The sequence below is a fragment of the Sphingomonas sp. 8AM genome, assembly GCF_902506455.1.
Classification (GTDB): Bacteria; Pseudomonadota; Alphaproteobacteria; order Sphingomonadales; family Sphingomonadaceae; genus Sphingomonas.
The window spans coordinates 1,533,743-1,549,619 of the sequence record NZ_LR733844.1 but is presented as its reverse complement, the minus strand read 5'-3'; the positions used below and the strand labels follow the sequence as shown (position 1 = coordinate 1,549,619).

The 15,877-nt window shown below is 65.3% G+C and carries 13 protein-coding genes; 3 read left to right on the top strand and 10 right to left on the bottom strand.

The window, feature by feature from the left end; all coding sequences use genetic code 11:
* Positions 1-3 precede the first annotated feature (3 nt).
* The 7 genes from BACI71_RS07445 to BACI71_RS07415 all read right to left on the bottom strand — a co-directional run bounded on the left by BACI71_RS07445 (position 4) and on the right by BACI71_RS07415 (position 9,058).
* Positions 4-2,100 carry a TonB-dependent siderophore receptor gene (locus BACI71_RS07445; RefSeq protein ID WP_159757043.1) on the bottom strand — a complete coding sequence of 699 codons (2,097 nt, stop codon included), beginning with the start codon at positions 2,098-2,100 and terminating at the stop codon, positions 4-6.
* Between the two features lie 188 nt (positions 2,101-2,288).
* The gene (locus tag BACI71_RS07440) at positions 2,289-2,990 is read right to left on the bottom strand and encodes a hypothetical protein (protein ID WP_159757040.1); all 702 of its coding nucleotides are present in this window, start codon (positions 2,988-2,990) and stop codon (positions 2,289-2,291) included.
* 123 nt (positions 2,991-3,113) lie between these two features.
* Entirely contained in the window at positions 3,114-3,422 is a 309-nt protein-coding gene (locus tag BACI71_RS07435) for a hypothetical protein (RefSeq protein WP_159757037.1), read from the bottom strand.
* A 204-nt stretch (positions 3,423-3,626) separates the two neighbouring features.
* Positions 3,627-4,214, bottom strand: coding sequence for a hypothetical protein (locus BACI71_RS07430; RefSeq protein ID WP_159757033.1), 588 nt, complete (start codon positions 4,212-4,214; stop codon positions 3,627-3,629).
* Positions 4,215-4,295: 81 nt separating this feature from the next.
* Entirely contained in the window at positions 4,296-5,294 is a 999-nt protein-coding gene (locus BACI71_RS07425) for a cupin-like domain-containing protein (RefSeq protein WP_159757030.1), read from the bottom strand.
* A gap of 12 nt (positions 5,295-5,306) precedes the next feature.
* Entirely contained in the window at positions 5,307-6,029 is a 723-nt protein-coding gene (locus BACI71_RS07420) for a SapC family protein (protein WP_159757027.1), read from the bottom strand.
* A 104-nt stretch (positions 6,030-6,133) separates the two neighbouring features.
* Positions 6,134-9,058, bottom strand: coding sequence for a TonB-dependent receptor (locus BACI71_RS07415; RefSeq protein WP_159757024.1), 2,925 nt, complete (start codon positions 9,056-9,058; stop codon positions 6,134-6,136).
* A gap of 400 nt (positions 9,059-9,458) precedes the next feature.
* Here BACI71_RS07415 and BACI71_RS07410 point away from each other — a divergent pair, with 400 nt between their 5' ends.
* A complete protein-coding gene (locus BACI71_RS07410) occupies positions 9,459-11,024 on the top strand; it encodes a tryptophan halogenase family protein (protein WP_159757021.1) in 1,566 nt (521 codons plus the stop codon).
* 123 nt (positions 11,025-11,147) lie between these two features.
* Here BACI71_RS07410 and BACI71_RS07405 read toward each other — a convergent pair whose 3' ends face one another.
* Positions 11,148-11,807 carry a UPF0149 family protein gene (locus BACI71_RS07405; protein ID WP_159757018.1) on the bottom strand — a complete coding sequence of 220 codons (660 nt, stop codon included), beginning with the start codon at positions 11,805-11,807 and terminating at the stop codon, positions 11,148-11,150.
* An 8-nt stretch (positions 11,808-11,815) separates the two neighbouring features.
* Here BACI71_RS07405 and BACI71_RS17900 point away from each other — a divergent pair, with 8 nt between their 5' ends.
* Together BACI71_RS17900 and BACI71_RS07395 are read left to right on the top strand one after the other, a co-directional pair.
* On the top strand, positions 11,816-11,992 hold the full coding sequence (locus BACI71_RS17900; RefSeq protein ID WP_236552884.1) for a hypothetical protein: 177 nt from the start codon (positions 11,816-11,818) through the stop codon (positions 11,990-11,992).
* A gap of 156 nt (positions 11,993-12,148) precedes the next feature.
* A complete protein-coding gene (locus BACI71_RS07395) occupies positions 12,149-12,292 on the top strand; it encodes a hypothetical protein (RefSeq protein WP_159757015.1) in 144 nt (47 codons plus the stop codon).
* A gap of 102 nt (positions 12,293-12,394) precedes the next feature.
* Here BACI71_RS07395 and BACI71_RS07390 read toward each other — a convergent pair whose 3' ends face one another.
* Together BACI71_RS07390 and BACI71_RS07385 are read right to left on the bottom strand one after the other, a co-directional pair.
* A complete protein-coding gene (locus BACI71_RS07390; protein ID WP_159760976.1) occupies positions 12,395-14,728 on the bottom strand; it encodes a GH92 family glycosyl hydrolase in 2,334 nt (777 codons plus the stop codon).
* A gap of 11 nt (positions 14,729-14,739) precedes the next feature.
* Entirely contained in the window at positions 14,740-15,819 is a 1,080-nt protein-coding gene (locus tag BACI71_RS07385; RefSeq protein WP_159757012.1) for a glycoside hydrolase family 43 protein, read from the bottom strand.
* Positions 15,820-15,877: the final 58 nt, after the last annotated feature.

The following is a 15,877-nucleotide window of genomic DNA, read 5'->3' as shown; positions in this document are numbered from 1 at the left end:
CTCTTACAGATCCAGCGCCAGACTCAGCCGAACGGTCCGTGGCAGCCCCTGGGCGAGCAGGCTTGATCCGGTAGCTGCCCAGTGGCGCCGGTCGGTGACGTTGTCGCCATACGCATGGACTGTGGCGCCCTTCCCCAGCAACGCAAAGCGATAGGCCATTCCCACGTCCACGGTCGTGTAACCCGGCGCAAAACCCTGATTGAGCGCATTGACCGCGCGTTGCGCCACCCGGAAGACGCCGGCCGACACGCTCAGCCCCGAGAGCGACGGGAGACGATATTCGGCGAAGATCGACCCTGAGAACGGCGCCGCATTCTCGATCCGCTTGCCGACGACAGTGGCGGCGCCCGTCCGCTGCCGCGCGGAAAGCGTCATGGCGCTCGCGGTAATCGACAGGTGTCGGCCGATCTCGCCCATCGCGCTGAATTCTGCGCCCTCGTAGGTCGCTTCGCCATCCTGTACGAAGACGTTGGCACTGTTGAGGTAGGCCGATGGACGCGCGATATGAAACCAGGTGCCGGTCAGCAATATACCGGCAAGCGGCTCGACCTTCACCCCGGCCTCTTTCTGGCGACTGACCGCGGCGGGCAGGATCTCGCCGGCATTGTTGGCGATCTGCTGCGCGATCGGGCCAGGCTCCAGACCCTCGATATAATTGGCATAGGCGCTGATCCAGCGCACCGGCCTGACCATCAGGCCATAGGAGAAGGTGTCGGGCGTCACCTTGTAAAGGCTGGTGCGGCTGACGTCGGTGTAGCGCGTCTTGCGCCAGCCGACCGTCGCCTGCAGCCAGTCGCCCACTGACGCCCGGTCGAAGCCGTAGATACCGAGATCTTCGGTCCGGGTCGGGCTGGGTATTATTCGGGGCGGTGACGGCTGATAGGGGATGGCGACCGGATCGTAGAGGTTCTGCGCGAACGTACGACGCACGGCGGTTGGCACGTTGCCGTCGCGCGTCTGAAAGGCGATGCCGATCAGAAGGTTGTGCTCGACCGGTCCGGTACGCACCGTCCCGGACAGGTCACCGCGATAAACGGCATTGGTGTAGTCGTTCCCGGTGGTCTGCGCGACCGTCAGCGTGCCGTTGCCCGTCTCCGGATCAAAGCGGCCGAACGACGAATAGGCGCGGTTGCGCGTCAGATACGACCGCCCGACCGCCGCCGCGATCCGCCAGCCGGGCGCAACGTCGACATTCATGCGCGCGAGCAGATTGGTCTCCCTGCCGCGCGCCTGCATCCAGTCTGCGCCGAGGTTCGTGCGCGACGAGCGCAGCGGCGGCAGGGTGATCGTGCCGTTCACCGGCGTCAGGCTGAATTCGGCCGGCTCGGAGATCGTACGGTCGATATATTCGGCATCCAGCAGCAGCTGGACGCGGCCGGCCAGCTTCCAGTCGAACGCGCCGGTCACGAAGCTGCGTGTTCCTTCGGTGCGGCGAACCCCCGTTTTGAGGATACCCGTGCCGGCGTTGACGCGAACGCCCGCGTTCGCGAAGCGACGGCCGACATCGACGTTCATGCCGGCCGAGCCGTTCGCGTCAGCTTGCCATTCGGACCGGGTCACGGCCGCACCGGTCGGGCGCTCGGTAACGAGATTGACGATGCCTGACGGGGTGGCGAAGCCATAATAGAGGCCGGCAGCGCCCTTCAACACCTCGATCCGGTCCTTGCTCTCGATCGGCTGCTCGACGAGATTGACGACCGGCAGCACGCCATTCCAGCGGACGTTGGTGAAATTGTTCAGCGTGATCCCGCGTACCGCCAGATTGCTGTAGATGCTTGTGTTGATCTGGGCCTGGCTCACCCCGGCCGTATTTCGCACGGCATCGTTGATCGACCGCGCCTGCTGCGCATCGAGCAACTGTTTCGTCATCACCGCAACGGTCAGCGGGGTCTCGATCAGCCGCGCATCGCGGAACGTGCCAGCCTGCACATAATCCGCTCCGAAGCTGTCCTGACGATCGGCGGTGACGACGATGTCATCGCCCGGTCCTGCGTCATTCTGCTGCGCGGTCGCGACCGCGGGGCTCAATGAGCCGGCGGAGACGAACGACACCGAGCAAAGAAGCGCCTTCGCGGAGCGAGCCCGCAGCATAGCCAACATAGATGGTCCCCCTTCGGACCGCCCATGCCATCATTGATAATGACCTGCAATAGCGTCTGCGCGTGCGACTTTTGCGGGATGCTCGGCCTTTGCTCGCCGGCTTTCGCACCGCGATCGCATCGATCAGTGCTCACAGCGCTTTACGCGACGATCGTCACCATCGTTGGTGTGGTCTTCACGATGCCGGGTCAGGCCGCCTCCCTGCCCGCGGTCAGCGCGTGGACACGCAGCCGCGGGAAGACATCCTCCATCGCCTTCGTGTCAGGTAGCACGTACACATAGCCGCCCTTCTTCTGGAACAGCGGCCGAAGGTCCGCGGCGTAGAAGGCTGTGGGAACGTTGATGCACCCGAAGGTGATGCGGTTGTCCTCCGGTTCCGGCGAGAGCATCCGCGCGCGGCGCTTCTCCGATCGGGCGGCGTCGCCGGGGATCGGGTGGATCGCGACGCTGTTCGTGTAATCGACCCACAGCACGCGCTGCCGTCCGAACGCATAACCGAATTTCGCGAGGAAGCGGCCGGCGGGGGTCGTCTTTTCGGCAGGCCCGATCTCGCCGAGCTTCTTGCTGCCGACACCGGGCGTGGCGTCGTCGCCGGACGCGATCCCCAGCAGCACCGGCACCTGCGCGATTCTTTTACCCGTTCCGTCGAAGAGGATCAGGGAGGCGTCGCGCTTGTCGATAACGGCATAGGGCAGCGCGTGATTGTCGCGCGACGTGGCGATCCAGTCGGCGACCCGCATAGCATCGGGCGACGGCTGCAGAACCGGCAGCGGCGCGGATGCTGGCGAACTTGCCGGCGCGGGACGGTGTGGCTTGGCCTTCGCGGCCTTCGGCCCGGATGGTGCGCCGGCAGCGATCAGCGCAATGCCGGTAAGTATCTGTAAAATCATTCTATGCCGCCACAAGCCGGAAGCGGCCGCCCACTGGGGACGGCCGCCGGATGTTTGTCAACTCTCGTACGCGTCAGTCGACCCGCCGGGACTTCTGCGCACGCACGATCCGGATGACGTCGCTTAGTGACGCGGGCGTTTGCCGCGCTGCTCCTGCTGCTGGAGGCGCTGCTCGACGCCATCGACGCGGCCGTTGAGCTGATCGAGGCGCTGCCCGCTCTGCTGGAGCTGCCCCGAAGCGGCCTGCGCTTCGGCGAGCGCCTGCTTGGCGGTGCCGTCGGTGGCCTGCAGCTGCGTCTCCAGCGTGCTGACACGCGCGCTGACCGGCTCGATCTGCTCACGCACGTACTTCTTGGTGGCGCAGCCGCCAAGGGTCGGCGCGATCAGCAGGATCGCAACCGCGGGGGAGAGTTTGGCAAAGGAGGTAAGCATCACAATCTTCCAAATAATCTCTAGCCAGGCGAGGGAGCCCGGAAGATGGCGCAGCGGCAAGAGACGAGGCGATCAACCGAGGCCCTGATGCGCCGAACCGAGGTGTGAACTGCCGTGATGTTCGTGATAGAATGTGTGTCAGCCATCCCGCAACTCCAACAATAGTTCCTTATTAACCATTGCTGAACGGTTTGGGGTGGTTCGTTACTTCCTCGAATCGCGGCGCGCGGCACCGGCAAACGGGTCCAGCGGGATGCGATCGCCACGATCGCGCGCCGGTTTGCCGACCGCGGGGGTACGCTGACGATCGACACAGCTACGAAGTGCGGCGACGGCGGCACCGCTGCCGTCGAGCCTCAGCTCCTCGACCGGAACCTCGCCGCGCCGGACCTTTAGATAATCAGAGGTTGCAAAGCTGCGCGGGAAGGTAACGCCGAAGTCGGTGACGAAGCCGCGCTTGCCCTGCGGCGCGATCCCAATCGCGACATGCCGCGGAAACGCGGAATTGGAGAGGCGGAAGTCGAGTTTCAGCTGCTCACGCGCGCGGATCGACCAGTTGGGATTGAGCAGCGTCAGGCGGTTGCTGCCGTCGATGTCGAGCCCGAACTGTAACGTCGTGCCCCGCGGTTCGGGGTAGGTGCGGGTAACGAAGCAGCCCCTGCCATCGCTGCTCACCGCGACGATCCAGGCGCCGACCTCGCGGGTGGCATAATCGGCGGCAGTCGCAGGTCCCGCTACGGCGACGGCGATAGCGAAGGCGGACAGCAGGGCGGCGGGGGTCAGGATGCGCATCACGGTAGTTTAGCGCAAAATGGCGGCGAGTTTAGCGGTCATTCGCGAACAGAGATGGTCGCGGACGCCGACGCCGCGCGCTCAGGCGCCGCGCAGCAGCCGCATGACCGCCGCGCGCAACTGACCGCGACGACCAGCCGCCAGGATCCCGTGACGCTCCTCCGGCAGGTGCGCGAGCGGATGACCGTCCGGCCGGAAGGCATAATGATCGAAGAACGCCCGCCACGCGGCGCGCTCGGCGGGCGGTCGCTCGGCGATCGTCGCGATCGCGAGCAGCATCGCGGTATAGGGCGTATCCGGGCCGGTCGCGGAGGCATCCCACCAATAGTTGACGAGAATGTTGAGCGGCGACAGCGCCTCGACCTGATGCCACCACAGCTTGGGCAGGTAGAGCGCGTCGCCGGGTTCGAGCTCGACCGTCAGGGCACGCGCCCGCGCTGCGCCGAAGCGCGGAAAACGCGGGTCGTCTGGCGGCGCGCCGACCGCCATCGCGACCGGCTGCCCCGCCATCGTGTGATCGATCGGTCCGACGTACAAATCGCCGATCGCGTCGGGCGGGAACAAGGTAAAGCGCCGCCGCCCGGCCGCGACACAGGCCAGATTGTCGAAATTGTCGTGATGGCAGGCGACTGTCGAGCCGTGCCCGATCCAGAGCCGCGGGCGCGCCGACGCCGGGACCAGCGGCATCGCATTGTCGGTCGCGAACGTCGGCAGGTACAGATCGGTCGGAAGCGAGCCGGCATAGATCGTCGGTTCGTCTGGCACGCCGGCGGTCGCGACGATCCGTGCGACGATCGTCGCGAGCGGCGCGCTGAGGCGGCTGAAATTGAACGCGGTGAGATCGCTGTCGTAATAATAGCGGCCTGCGATCGCCCGGTCGCCGACGAACGCTTCGGCCGTTGCTCCGGCGTCGAGCCCGTGCAGATAGGCCAGCAACCGTTGCGATGACGACGCGGCCGCGTCCGTCAGCGGCCAGTCGCGGGCGAGCCCGCGCAGGATCGCGGGCTGGCAGCGCGCGACCACCCGCGCCTGGAAGTCGGCCGCGTCCGCGATCTCGCCGGGAGCAAAGGTTTCCAGCATCGCCGCGGCGGATCAGGCGTCGGCGAGCCGGTCGTTGCGGCGACGCGCCAGCAGTGCGATCTGATCGAGCGAATTGGCCATCGTATAGGCGAGCCGAAGCGCGCCGTTGTCGTGGAGCGTGGCCACCTCCGCTGCGCCGAGCTGCGCCAGAGCGTCGCGGCTGATCGTGTACAATCCGTCGAGCGTGATCTTGCGCCCGTCATCAAAGCTCAACGTCAGGTCGATCGGCTCGATGAGTTGCTGGCGAAGCAGGTGCGCGACGTGCGAGCGGGTCTGCTCGATGCCGGCGTTGATCGCCGCCAGTGCGTGCTGAACCTGCCGCAGCCGGCTTCCCCCATCGAACAGCGTCACGCCATCCGCGGTCGCGAAGCGCGCGTGCGCGCGGTCGATCGCGATGTCGTCGCCGGCGATGAAGAAGCCCGCCCGTTCCAGATCGTGCGGCATATAGCCGTCGAGCCGACCGTCCGCGTCGACGAGCAGGTTCTCACCCGGCTCGAACCCGAACAGCGCACCGATGTAGAATTGCCCCGTTTCCGGATGCTTGGTGAACAGCAACGGACAACGCGCCGCCATCCTCGCACATTCGTCGGGCACGACCTGTACGAAATGGCGGCCGGCAGCCGTCGCCGGACGAACGCGCAGCCCGGCATGGGTATCGGTGTTGAGCAACTCCCAGGCGGGGGCGTCCGGCGGTGCTCCACCGACGTCGACGGCGAGTGCGCCCGATTGCTGCATTCCGATGCCCTCCCCGTTGTGTATGTCGCGCTATACCCGAACCATCGCCCCCGGCGCGAGCATCATCGCACCCGCCCCGGCCGACCCGGAGCGGGTGCGGCCGGTCAGATCCGGAAGTGCACGCCCAGCGTGAAGCGGCGCCCATAGTCGAACACCTGCAACAACTGATTGTCGAAGCGTCCGTGCGAACTCAGCACCGCATTGTTCAGGTTGAGCGCCTCGAAGAAGATGTCGAGGTTCTTGTTGATCTGGTAGCTGGTGCTCAGATCGACCTGCACCTGTGAGTCGACGAACGTCGGCTCGGTGCCGAACGCCGAGTTGTTCTGGACCTGTCCGAATTGCGACAGATATTTGTCGCGCCAGTTTACAGCACCGCGGATCTGGAAACCGTTCTTGTCGTAGAAGCCGACGAAGTTGGCGGAATTGGCCAGTCCCGTCACGGCGAAACCGCTCTGCGAGATATTGAAGCGGTCGTAAGGCTTGTTCGTCTGCACGAACGTGCCATTCGCCTGGAAGCCGAACCCGGTATCGCCGAAGACGTGCTGCAACGCGACCTCGACGCCCTTCACCGTCGCGTTCGGCCCGTTCAGATAGCTCGACACCGTGAACACGGCGGGCTGTCCGGTCGTCGGATCGACGACCCCGTTGATCGTCTGGCGCTGCGATCCGGCGACGATGAAGTTCGTCACCTGCTTGGCGAACAGATCGACCGAGAAGTACGAATTGGCGTGATAATACCATTCGGCGGCCACGTCGAAATTGTCCGACAGATACGGTTGCAGGTTCGGGTTGCCGCCCGTCGCGACCAGCGCGTTGACACGCCCGCCGACACCGGTGAGCACCGGAGTCAGGCGATTGAGCGGCGGCCGCGTCAACGTGCGCGACGCGTCGAAGCGCAGCTTGAGCTGGTCGGTCACGTCGAGGCTGAGGTCGAGGCTCGGCAGGAAGTAGGAATAGTTCGACCTGGTCGACACCGGCGTCGTGCCCGAGAAGGCGAAGACGAACGCCGTCGGGTCGCTCGACGGCACGCTCAGACTGGTCGGCACCGTCCCAAGACCGGCCGAGGTGATGTGCGTCACTTCCTCGCGCGCACCGAAGGCAATGTGGAACGGCATGTTCGCGATCTGCGTCGTCTGGCTGATCGTGATGAACGCGGCCCAGGTGCTCTCGAGAATGTTCTGCACGCTGCCCGGATCGGTCACGGGCGTTTGCAGCCCGCGATAGTTCAGCAGCCCGTTACCGGTGTCGGTCGCGCCCGGATAATTGAAGCCCGGGATGTTCTTCTCATAGGGGTTGCCGAAGCTCTGTTGCAGGTTCTCCTGCGCGGTGGCGCTGAAGATCGGCAGCGCCGCGGGCAGCGACCCCGAGAAACCGGGGATGAAATCGCGGGTGTTGAACGTTCCGGTGATGAAGCCGGCCGGGATCAGCACGCCGCTGCTGCGGCCCGAGGGCGGGCCATAGCCGGCATAGGACTGCCAGAAATTGTTGTAGAACGTATTCTCGTTATGCAGCTGGAAGCGGTCGTGGATGTATTGGCCGCCGAAGCGGATCTTGAGCTGGTCCTGCTCCCACGATCCGGTCAGCCGGATCTGCTTGACGTCGTCGCGGTTGCGTTGCGTCGAATCGGTGAGGACGTGCGTGCCGATGATCGTCGGGTCGATCAACCGCGCGGGATCGCCGTTCGGTCCGTAGCCAACGAGGGTCGGGAAGCTGTCGCTGCTCTTGCCGGTGACCTGCACGCCGGTGTTGGCACCCAGCACACCGCCATAGCCGATGTCGCCGCCGCGGTTGGCGACGAAGTCGCCGGGGTTGAGATAGCTGCGCCCCCATGCCGCATCGAGGTCGAAATGGAGCCGCTCGCTCGCGTTCCACTTCAGGTTCGCGCCGAGCTGGTTCGTCTGCAACACCTGCCGGTTGTCGTTGGCAACGAAGTCCATCGGCGACCCGGCCTGGGTGAAGTCGATGACGGTGCCGTTGGCGTCCTGCTTGATGTTCTGGAGCGCGCCCGAATTGAACCACACGCCCATTCCGTTGACCGTGGTGTGGATGTCCTGCCGCGAGAAATTGTCGTCGATCGTCAGCAGCAGGTCGTCGCTGGGCTGCCATTGTATCGCGATGCGGCCGTCGATCCGCTCGTCCTTGGTATAGTCGCGTGCGATCGTGTAATCCTGCGGATACCAGCCGACCTTGGTCTGGGTCGCCGACGTATTCTCACCGTCGGCGCAGGCCGCCGTCAGCTGACACGGCGCGAAGCGCGTTCCCTGCCAGCCGTTGGTATCGACGCGGTTCGTCCTCGTATCGTGGCGCGTGTAGATGCCGTCGACCAGGATGCCGAAGGTGTCGTCCGCGAACGTGTCGCTGAGCAACAACCCGCCCGACGGTACGATCTTGCCCGCGCCGTCCTGGATCGACGCCGAGGCCGAGCTGGCGAGGCGGAAGCCGGGATGGTCCATCGGCTTGGGAAATTTGATGTCGATCGTGGCGCCGATCGACGACGCATTGAGCGCCATGTCGGGCGTCTTGAGCACGTCGAGCTGACCGACGAAGTCCGAACCGACCGTCGAGAAATCGATCGCGCGCCCGCCGGTCGCGGTCGAGATCCGGCGACCGTCGTACAGCGTCGCAACGAAATCGCCGCCGAAGCCGCGCACCGTCACGCCGGTCGGCTCACCGCGCGCGCCGCTGCGCTGGATCGAGACGCCCGGCAAACGCTGGAGCGAGGCGGCGACGTTGGAGTCGGGGAACTTGCCGATGTCCTCCGCCGAGATCGCGTCGATCACGCCGGTGGCGCTGCGCTTCAGGTCGAGATTGCGCTGTAACGAGCCGCGCAGGCCGGTAACGACGACTTCCTCACCCTGCGTCCCCTGCCCGTTCGTGGGCAGACTGACCGCGGTCGAGTCGGTGGTATCGGCGGGTGTCGGGGTCGTTTGCGCGAAGGCGGGTGTCGCCAGCGCGAGCACGACCAGACTGCAAGCCCCCCTCAACGCTGCACGCGACGAAAGACGAGCGACGACGCACTTCTCGGACATGGGAAACCCCTCCTCACCGACCGCCGCGGACATCTGCGTGCTTGCTGCGCACGTCAGCCCCGGCTCCTCGATAAGAAACGTTGCACAACATTGCCGGGCCTACAATCGCTAATTTTAGCGCTATCATTTTTTGCTGCGGAGGCGACGGTGGCAGATCGTATCAATGCTAACGACCGCTCATCCTGCCTTTATGTGACACCGCAGAGTTGTAAAGAATGGCCGATGCTTCGGGATGAACCCTAACTTCATGGAATCTGGACGCGCTGCGTGCTTCACCATTGACCGGTCCTGCGGAACGGCAGCATATCGCGGCCAGGAGAGTGGCAGATAGGGGCGCGACAGAAGTGATGATAACGCTCTCGTATCGTCCGTGCCGCGGGCCGGTAGCGATCCGGCGCGCATGCGCCGGGCAAGCGCAGTGAGCGGGGCCGTGCAGACCGTGGTGATCGTCGGCGGCGGCACTGCCGGCTGGCTCACCGCCGGGGTGATCGCGGCGCGCCACAAGGCGCGGATCGCTGCCGGCCAATTCGAGGTCGTGCTGGTCGAGTCGCCGAACGTGCCGATCATCGGCGTCGGCGAGGGCACCTGGCCGACCTTGCGGACGACGCTCCGCAAGATGGGTGTGTCAGAGACCGATCTGTTCCGCGAGTGCGATGCCGCGTTCAAACAGGGCGCGCGGTTCGTGGGCTGGACCACAGGGGCTGCCGACGATGCCTATTACCACCCGCTGATGCTGCCGCAGGGCTTCGCGCAACTGAACCTCGCGCCGCACTGGCTGGCGGAGGGCGGCGCGACCAGCTTCTGCGATGCCGTTTGTCCGCAGGGGCAAGTATGCGACGCGGGGCTGGCGCCCAAGACGATCGCCACCGCCGAATATGAAGCGGTCGCCAATTACGCCTACCATCTCGACGCCGGCAAGTTCGCTCCGTTCCTGCAACGCCATTGCACCGGCACGCTGGGCGTGCGGCATGTGCCGGCCGACGTCCGCTCGGTGGAGCAGACCGAGTCCGGCGACATCGCCGCCGTGGTGACCGAACAGGCCGGCCGGGTCGCCGGCGACCTGTTCGTCGATTGTACCGGCTTCTCGGCGCTGCTGATCGGCGAGGCGTTGGCGGTGCCGTTCGTGCCGTGTGACGACGTGCTGTTCTGCGACACCGCACTGGCGGTGCAGATGCCCTATGACGATCCCGACGCCCCCATCGCCTCGCACACGATCTCGACCGCGCAGTCGGCCGGCTGGATCTGGGACATCGGTCTGCCGACGCGGCGCGGGGTCGGCCACGTCTTCTCCAGCCGCCACATCACCGACGAGGCGGCGGAGCGCGAACTCCGGCAGTATCTGGGCGCGGGCGCGGCGGACCTGCCGGTGCGCAAGATCCGGATCCGCTCCGGCCATCGCGCAAGGTTCTGGAAAAACAACTGCGTTGCGGTCGGGCTCGCCGCCGGGTTCCTCGAGCCGCTGGAGGCGTCGGCGATCGTGCTGGTGGAATTGTCCGCCAAGCTGATCGCCGAGCAAATGCCCGCAACGCGGGGCGTGATGGATATCGTCGCGCGGCGCTTCAACGACGTCACCCTTTATCGCTGGGGACGGATCATCGACTTTCTGAAGCTGCATTATGTGCTCACCAAACGGCGCGATACCGCGTTCTGGCGCGACAATGTCGATCCGGCGACGATTCCGGCGCGGCTGAATGACCTGCTGAAGCTGTGGGCGCATCAATCGCCGTGGTTCTACGACGAGTTCGATCGCCTCGAAGAGGTGTTTCCCGCGGCCAGTTACCAATATGTCCTGTACGGCATGGGCTTTCGCACCGCGGTGAACCCGCTCGACATCGCGGGCGAAACGTCGCTGGCCCACCGCCTGCGCCGCGAAAACGACACCGCAACCGGCACGATGGCGACCAAATTGCCGCGTCACCGCGACCTGATCGAGCGGATCAAGGCCTATGGTCTGCAACCGGTCTGATCGCCCGCCGTTCAGAACCGCTCGACGAGGCATCGTCGGGTCAGGCGGTGCTATCGTCCCGGTCGCTGAAACGCGCTTTCCGGCAACTACCGCGGGCGGGCGGCGATGGATCGTCGGCCACTCTCAGCCGCAACAACGCTTGTGTTTTCTGCCTGAGCCGCAAGGGCACGGATCGTTGCGGCCGGTCTTCCGCGCGGGCGTCGTGGACTGAGGCGCCACGGCAAGTCCGGCAGAATGACCGAATACCGCATAAAGGCGAAGCACCGCGTCCGTCAGGTCGCTTACGGCATGGTCCTGAAGAGCGTTGACCTCCACGCTGTCCATATCGCCATCGTTTCGGGCCGCCTTGATCAGCGTCTGCAATTGCGACCACGGCTCAGCGGTATCGTCATCCTTCGACAGCGCGCTCCACGCATCCGGACGCAATGCGACCGCCTCGGCGAACCCGATCATCCAGTCCTCCCAGATCACGTCGCGATCCCGCTCGTCGATGTCGAGGATCGGTTGCAATCTGCCACGGGAAAGGTCGCGGGCGATCTCTGCCTGCCGGGCCGCCACCGCCGCGACAAACCATCGCACGTCGAGCGGATCGTCGAAGGGCGGCACGCCCGGGGTGTCCGGCCCCCAAATGACCGTCATCCACTCGTCAGCCGGCACGGCCTGCGGAGACACAAGCAATCCGGTAAGGAAACCATCAAGCCCGGTGAGCAGCATCGGCTGCTCAACGGGAAGGTCGGCGAGCGCCCCGTCCAGACGGCGGAATCGTGATGGCGGTCGTATCATAAGCTGATGTGGCGGCGACCCATTTCGTCCTGGGTCATCTCGCGAAGCGGGCTTGGGCCGCGGTCGGCAAAGATGTCGGCGAGATCGAGCAGATCCTCGTCGCCCAAGGCTGTAATCGACGCTTCTATTGCAGCAAGGCGATCGAACATGCGTTCGACCATCGCTTCGTGGCGTTTAATCCGTGATCTGAGCATGTGCGATTGCTAGCAGGATTGGTGGCGATGGCCAGTCGTCTGGCGCCGCACGGCCGTAAGAACCGTTGAGCCATTCGCGCCACCGACCGGACGGAACAGGCCAGACCGGCCCACGCGCTCGCGCCCGAACCGGCCGGGCCTGGTTCGATGCTGCCAGAGGTCGTGACTCAAGGTGCCGGGCTCGCCGCGACGGGGCTCGAACATACCGTCGAGCAGCGCGCGCGCCCGATCGGCGGCACCGGCGCGGGCGAGAACATAGGGGCCCGCCTGCGCCCTCAGGAGGCCGGGTAGACAATGACCGCTACCCTTCCCGCGCTGACTGCCTTGCATGAAGGGAAAGACGTTCCGTCATCGCTCGCCAGATGGTCTCCTACCGGGTGCCGCTTGCGACCATCACCGTCGTTCGATGAGCCCGTTTCCTTCGCTCATCGAGAACGGGGCCGCCTCCGCCTTCGCACCCCATGCCTTGTTCGGCGTCGGTCCCATGACGAAGCGAAGCGTGCCGCCGGCCTGCAACGCCGCGCGCGACAGCCACGGCCGGTCATGCGTCGCGCCGTTCAGCGTCGCCGACTGGATGTAGACGTTGTCGCGGCTGCTGTTCTGCGCCTCGATCGTCAGCAGCTTGCCGCCCGGCATCGTCACCCGCACGCGCCGGAACAGCGGGCTGCCGATCGCATATTGCCCGACCGTCGGCGTGACCGGATAGAAACCGAGCGCCGAAAAGACGTACCAGGCCGAGGTCTGGCCATTGTCCTCGTCGCCCGGATAGCCGTCAGGCGCCGACGAGTAGAGCTTGCGCATCACCGCGCGCGCATGGAATTGCGCCTTCCACGGCGCCCCTGCCCAGTCGTACAGGTAGATCATGTGCTGGATCGGCTGGTTGCCGTGCGCATATTGGCCCATGTCGACGATCTGCATCTCGCGGATTTCGTGGATGACCTGCCCGTAGTAACTGTCGTCGAAGATCGGCGGGGTGGAAAAGACCGAATCGAGCCGCGCGACAAACTTCTCGCGCCCGCCCATCAGATCGATCAGGCCGGCCACGTCCTGCATTACCGACCAGCTGTAATGAACTGAATTGCCTTCGGTAAACGCGTCGCCCCATTTGTACGGATTGAACGGCGTCGACCACGAACCGTCGCGGTTGCGCCCGCGCATCCACCCGCTCTGCGGGTCGAACAGCTTGCGATAATTCTGCGCCTGCGCCGCATATTTGCCCGCGTCGTCGTTCTTGCCGAGCGCCGCGGCGAGACGCGACAGCGAGAAATCGGCAGTGGCATATTCGAGCGTCCGCGCGGCACTCTCGTTGATGCCGACGTCATAGGGGACGTAGCCGAGCTGGTTGTACAGCTCGACACCTTCGCGCCCGACCGCGGTCAGCACCTTGCCCTTGGCATCGCGCGGGCGACCTTGCGAGGTGGTCGCGTTCTTGACCATCGCCTCGTAGAGCGTGTTGACGTCGAAGCCGCGCACGCCGTTCAGATAGGCGTCGGCGATCAGATTGGCCGAGTTCGACCCGATCATCACGCTGCGATGCCCGGGGCTCGCCCATTCGGGCAGCCAGCCCGATTCCCTGTAAGTGTTGACGAGCCCCTGCATGATCTCGCCGTCACGCTCGGGGTACATTAGCGCAAAGAACGGGAACACCGCGCGCCATGTGTCCCAGAAGCCGTTGTCGGTGTACAACGGCCCGGCATGCACCTGCCCGTCATAGGGGCTGTAATGGACTTGCTGGCCGCGCGCATCGACCTCGTGGAACTGCCGCGGGAATTGCAGCATCCGCCACAGCGCCGAATAGAAGGTGCGACGATTGTCGATGTCCGGATCGTCGACCTGGATCCGGTCGAGCTCACGCGACCACGCCGCCTTCGCCTTCGCCTGCGTGGTCGCGAAAGTATCGCGCCCGATCTCGCGATCAAGGTTGCGCTGCGCCTGCTCGGCGCTGATGAACGACGAGGCGACGCGCACCGCGACCTGCTCGCCCGCGCGCGTGGCGAAGCTGACCACCGCGCCGACATGATCGCCCTCGGCACGATTCCCCGGTGACACCGCGCCGGCGCCATCGAAGGTGCGCGTCACGGTGAAGTCATGGTCGAACTCGGCGACGAACCAGTTGCGAAAATTCGCGGGTACCCCGCCGTGATTGTTGCGCACGTAGCCGGTGATCCGCCGCCGCTTCATGTCGATCGACACCATCGACCCGCCCGAATAGCCGTCGAGCAGGACATGCGCCTGATCGGTCTTCGGGAAGGTGAAGCGAAACTGCGCCGCGCGCTCCGTTGGCGCGACCTCGGCGGTCACGTCATAATCGGCGAGATAGACCTTGTAGCCGTAGGCGGTGCTGACCTCGGCCTTGTGGCTGAACCACGAGGCGCGATCGGCTTCCTTCACCTTCAGCGCGCCGGTCATCGGCAGCAGCGCGAAGGCGGCGTAATCGTTCATCCATGGGCTGGGCTGATGCGTCTGCTTGATGCCGTTGATACGGTGCGCGCTGTAGGTATAGCCCCAGCCGTCGCCCATCTTTCCGGTTACCGGCGTCCATGCGTTCATGCCGAACGGCAGCGCGATTGCCGGATAGGTGTTGCCGTACGACAGCTCGTAGCTGGAGTCGGTACCCATCAGCGGATTGACGAGATCGATCGCAGCGGCCGGCGTGTCCTGCGCCACGGTCGTCGCCGGTGCAGCGATCATCGTCCCCGCGCACAGCGCCGCAATGGCCTTGCGCATCAGCTTGCTGTTCAACGGACTTCCTTTCGGCGCAGCGGGTGCGGCGTGGTGACGCCGGTGTCGGTCAGCGTGACGGGCACGATCGAACCATCGGCGGCGAAGTGCATCGGCTCAATCGCGATCTGGCGGTGCTCGCCCTTGTCGTCGTTCAGCGGACGGCGGTGATAGACGATGTACCAGTCATCGCTGCCCGGCACGTTGACCACCGAATGATGCCCTGCCCCGCGCGCCACCTTCATGTCCTGCGCGAGGATCGTCCCGCGCTTCGTGAACGGCCCGACCGGCGACGCGCCGGTGGCGTAAGCGACGCGATAGTCCGGTCCGGTCCAGCCGCCTTCCGACCACATCAGGTAATAGACGCCCTTGCGCTTGATGACGAACGAGCCCTCGACATAGCCCGGCGGCGTGATCTCCTTGAACGTCGTGCCGTCGGGGTGCTTTTCGACCGTCGACAGATCGGCCGACAGCCGGACGACGTTGCAATGCTTCCACCCGCCATAATAGAGATAGACCTGTCCATCGTCGTCGCGGAACACGAACGGGTCGATCGGCTGCGCACCATTGTGGAACGCGCCAATCAGCGGCTTGCCGAGCGCATCGCGGAACGGGCCGCCGGGCGTGTCGCTGACCGCGACGCCGATCCCGCCCACTTCCTTGTCGCTCTGGATGTCGTTGGCGCTGAAGAACAGATAATAGCGCCCGTTCACCTCGATCGCCGACGGCGCCCAGATCGCATAAGCGGCCCAGCCGATATTCTCGACATCGAGCACGCGGGGGTGCCTGCTCCAATGCACCAGATCGGGCGACGAGAACGCGTCGAAGAATGTCTGCCTGGCATAGGACGGTCGCACCATCCGGCGCTTGCGATCCTCGAGTTGCTGCGCGGAGAAGCGCGACGACGCGGCCGGTGTGGCGGGGTCATCCGAATAGGTCGGGTAGATCCAGTATTCGCCCGCGAAGATGCGGATCTCCGGATCGGCATACCAGCCGGGTACGATCGGATTGGCCGCCCATAGCGCACCCGCCGACAACAGCGCCGCGCCGGCGACCAGCGTTGCCTTCGCCCATCTGCTTACCGTACGTTTCTTCATCAAGCGCCCCTTGTCAAAAAAGCGGGTGGCCGCACCGCGGCCACCCAGGGGGGAAGGA

What these genes read in the sequence shown, in the direction of transcription:
- BACI71_RS07430 (WP_159757033.1), bottom strand. Translation starts at nt 4,214, where the DNA reads ATGCGCATCCTGACCCCCGCCGCCCTGCTGTCCGCCTTCGCTATCGCC.
- BACI71_RS07435 (WP_159757037.1), bottom strand. Translation starts at nt 3,422, where the DNA reads ATGCTTACCTCCTTTGCCAAACTCTCCCCCGCGGTTGCGATCCTGCTG.
- BACI71_RS07395 (WP_159757015.1), top strand. Translation starts at nt 12,149, where the DNA reads ATGCTGCCAGAGGTCGTGACTCAAGGTGCCGGGCTCGCCGCGACGGGG.
- BACI71_RS07385 (WP_159757012.1), bottom strand. Translation starts at nt 15,819, where the DNA reads ATGAAGAAACGTACGGTAAGCAGATGGGCGAAGGCAACGCTGGTCGCC.
- BACI71_RS07445 (WP_159757043.1), bottom strand. Translation starts at nt 2,100, where the DNA reads ATGTTGGCTATGCTGCGGGCTCGCTCCGCGAAGGCGCTTCTTTGCTCG.
- BACI71_RS07390 (WP_159760976.1), bottom strand. Translation starts at nt 14,728, where the DNA reads ATGCGCAAGGCCATTGCGGCGCTGTGCGCGGGGACGATGATCGCTGCA.
- BACI71_RS07440 (WP_159757040.1), bottom strand. Translation starts at nt 2,990, where the DNA reads ATGATTTTACAGATACTTACCGGCATTGCGCTGATCGCTGCCGGCGCA.
- BACI71_RS07420 (WP_159757027.1), bottom strand. Translation starts at nt 6,029, where the DNA reads ATGCAGCAATCGGGCGCACTCGCCGTCGACGTCGGTGGAGCACCGCCG.
- BACI71_RS07405 (WP_159757018.1), bottom strand. Translation starts at nt 11,807, where the DNA reads ATGATACGACCGCCATCACGATTCCGCCGTCTGGACGGGGCGCTCGCC.
- BACI71_RS07410 (WP_159757021.1), top strand. Translation starts at nt 9,459, where the DNA reads ATGCGCCGGGCAAGCGCAGTGAGCGGGGCCGTGCAGACCGTGGTGATC.
- BACI71_RS07415 (WP_159757024.1), bottom strand. Translation starts at nt 9,058, where the DNA reads ATGTCCGAGAAGTGCGTCGTCGCTCGTCTTTCGTCGCGTGCAGCGTTG.
- BACI71_RS07425 (WP_159757030.1), bottom strand. Translation starts at nt 5,294, where the DNA reads ATGCTGGAAACCTTTGCTCCCGGCGAGATCGCGGACGCGGCCGACTTC.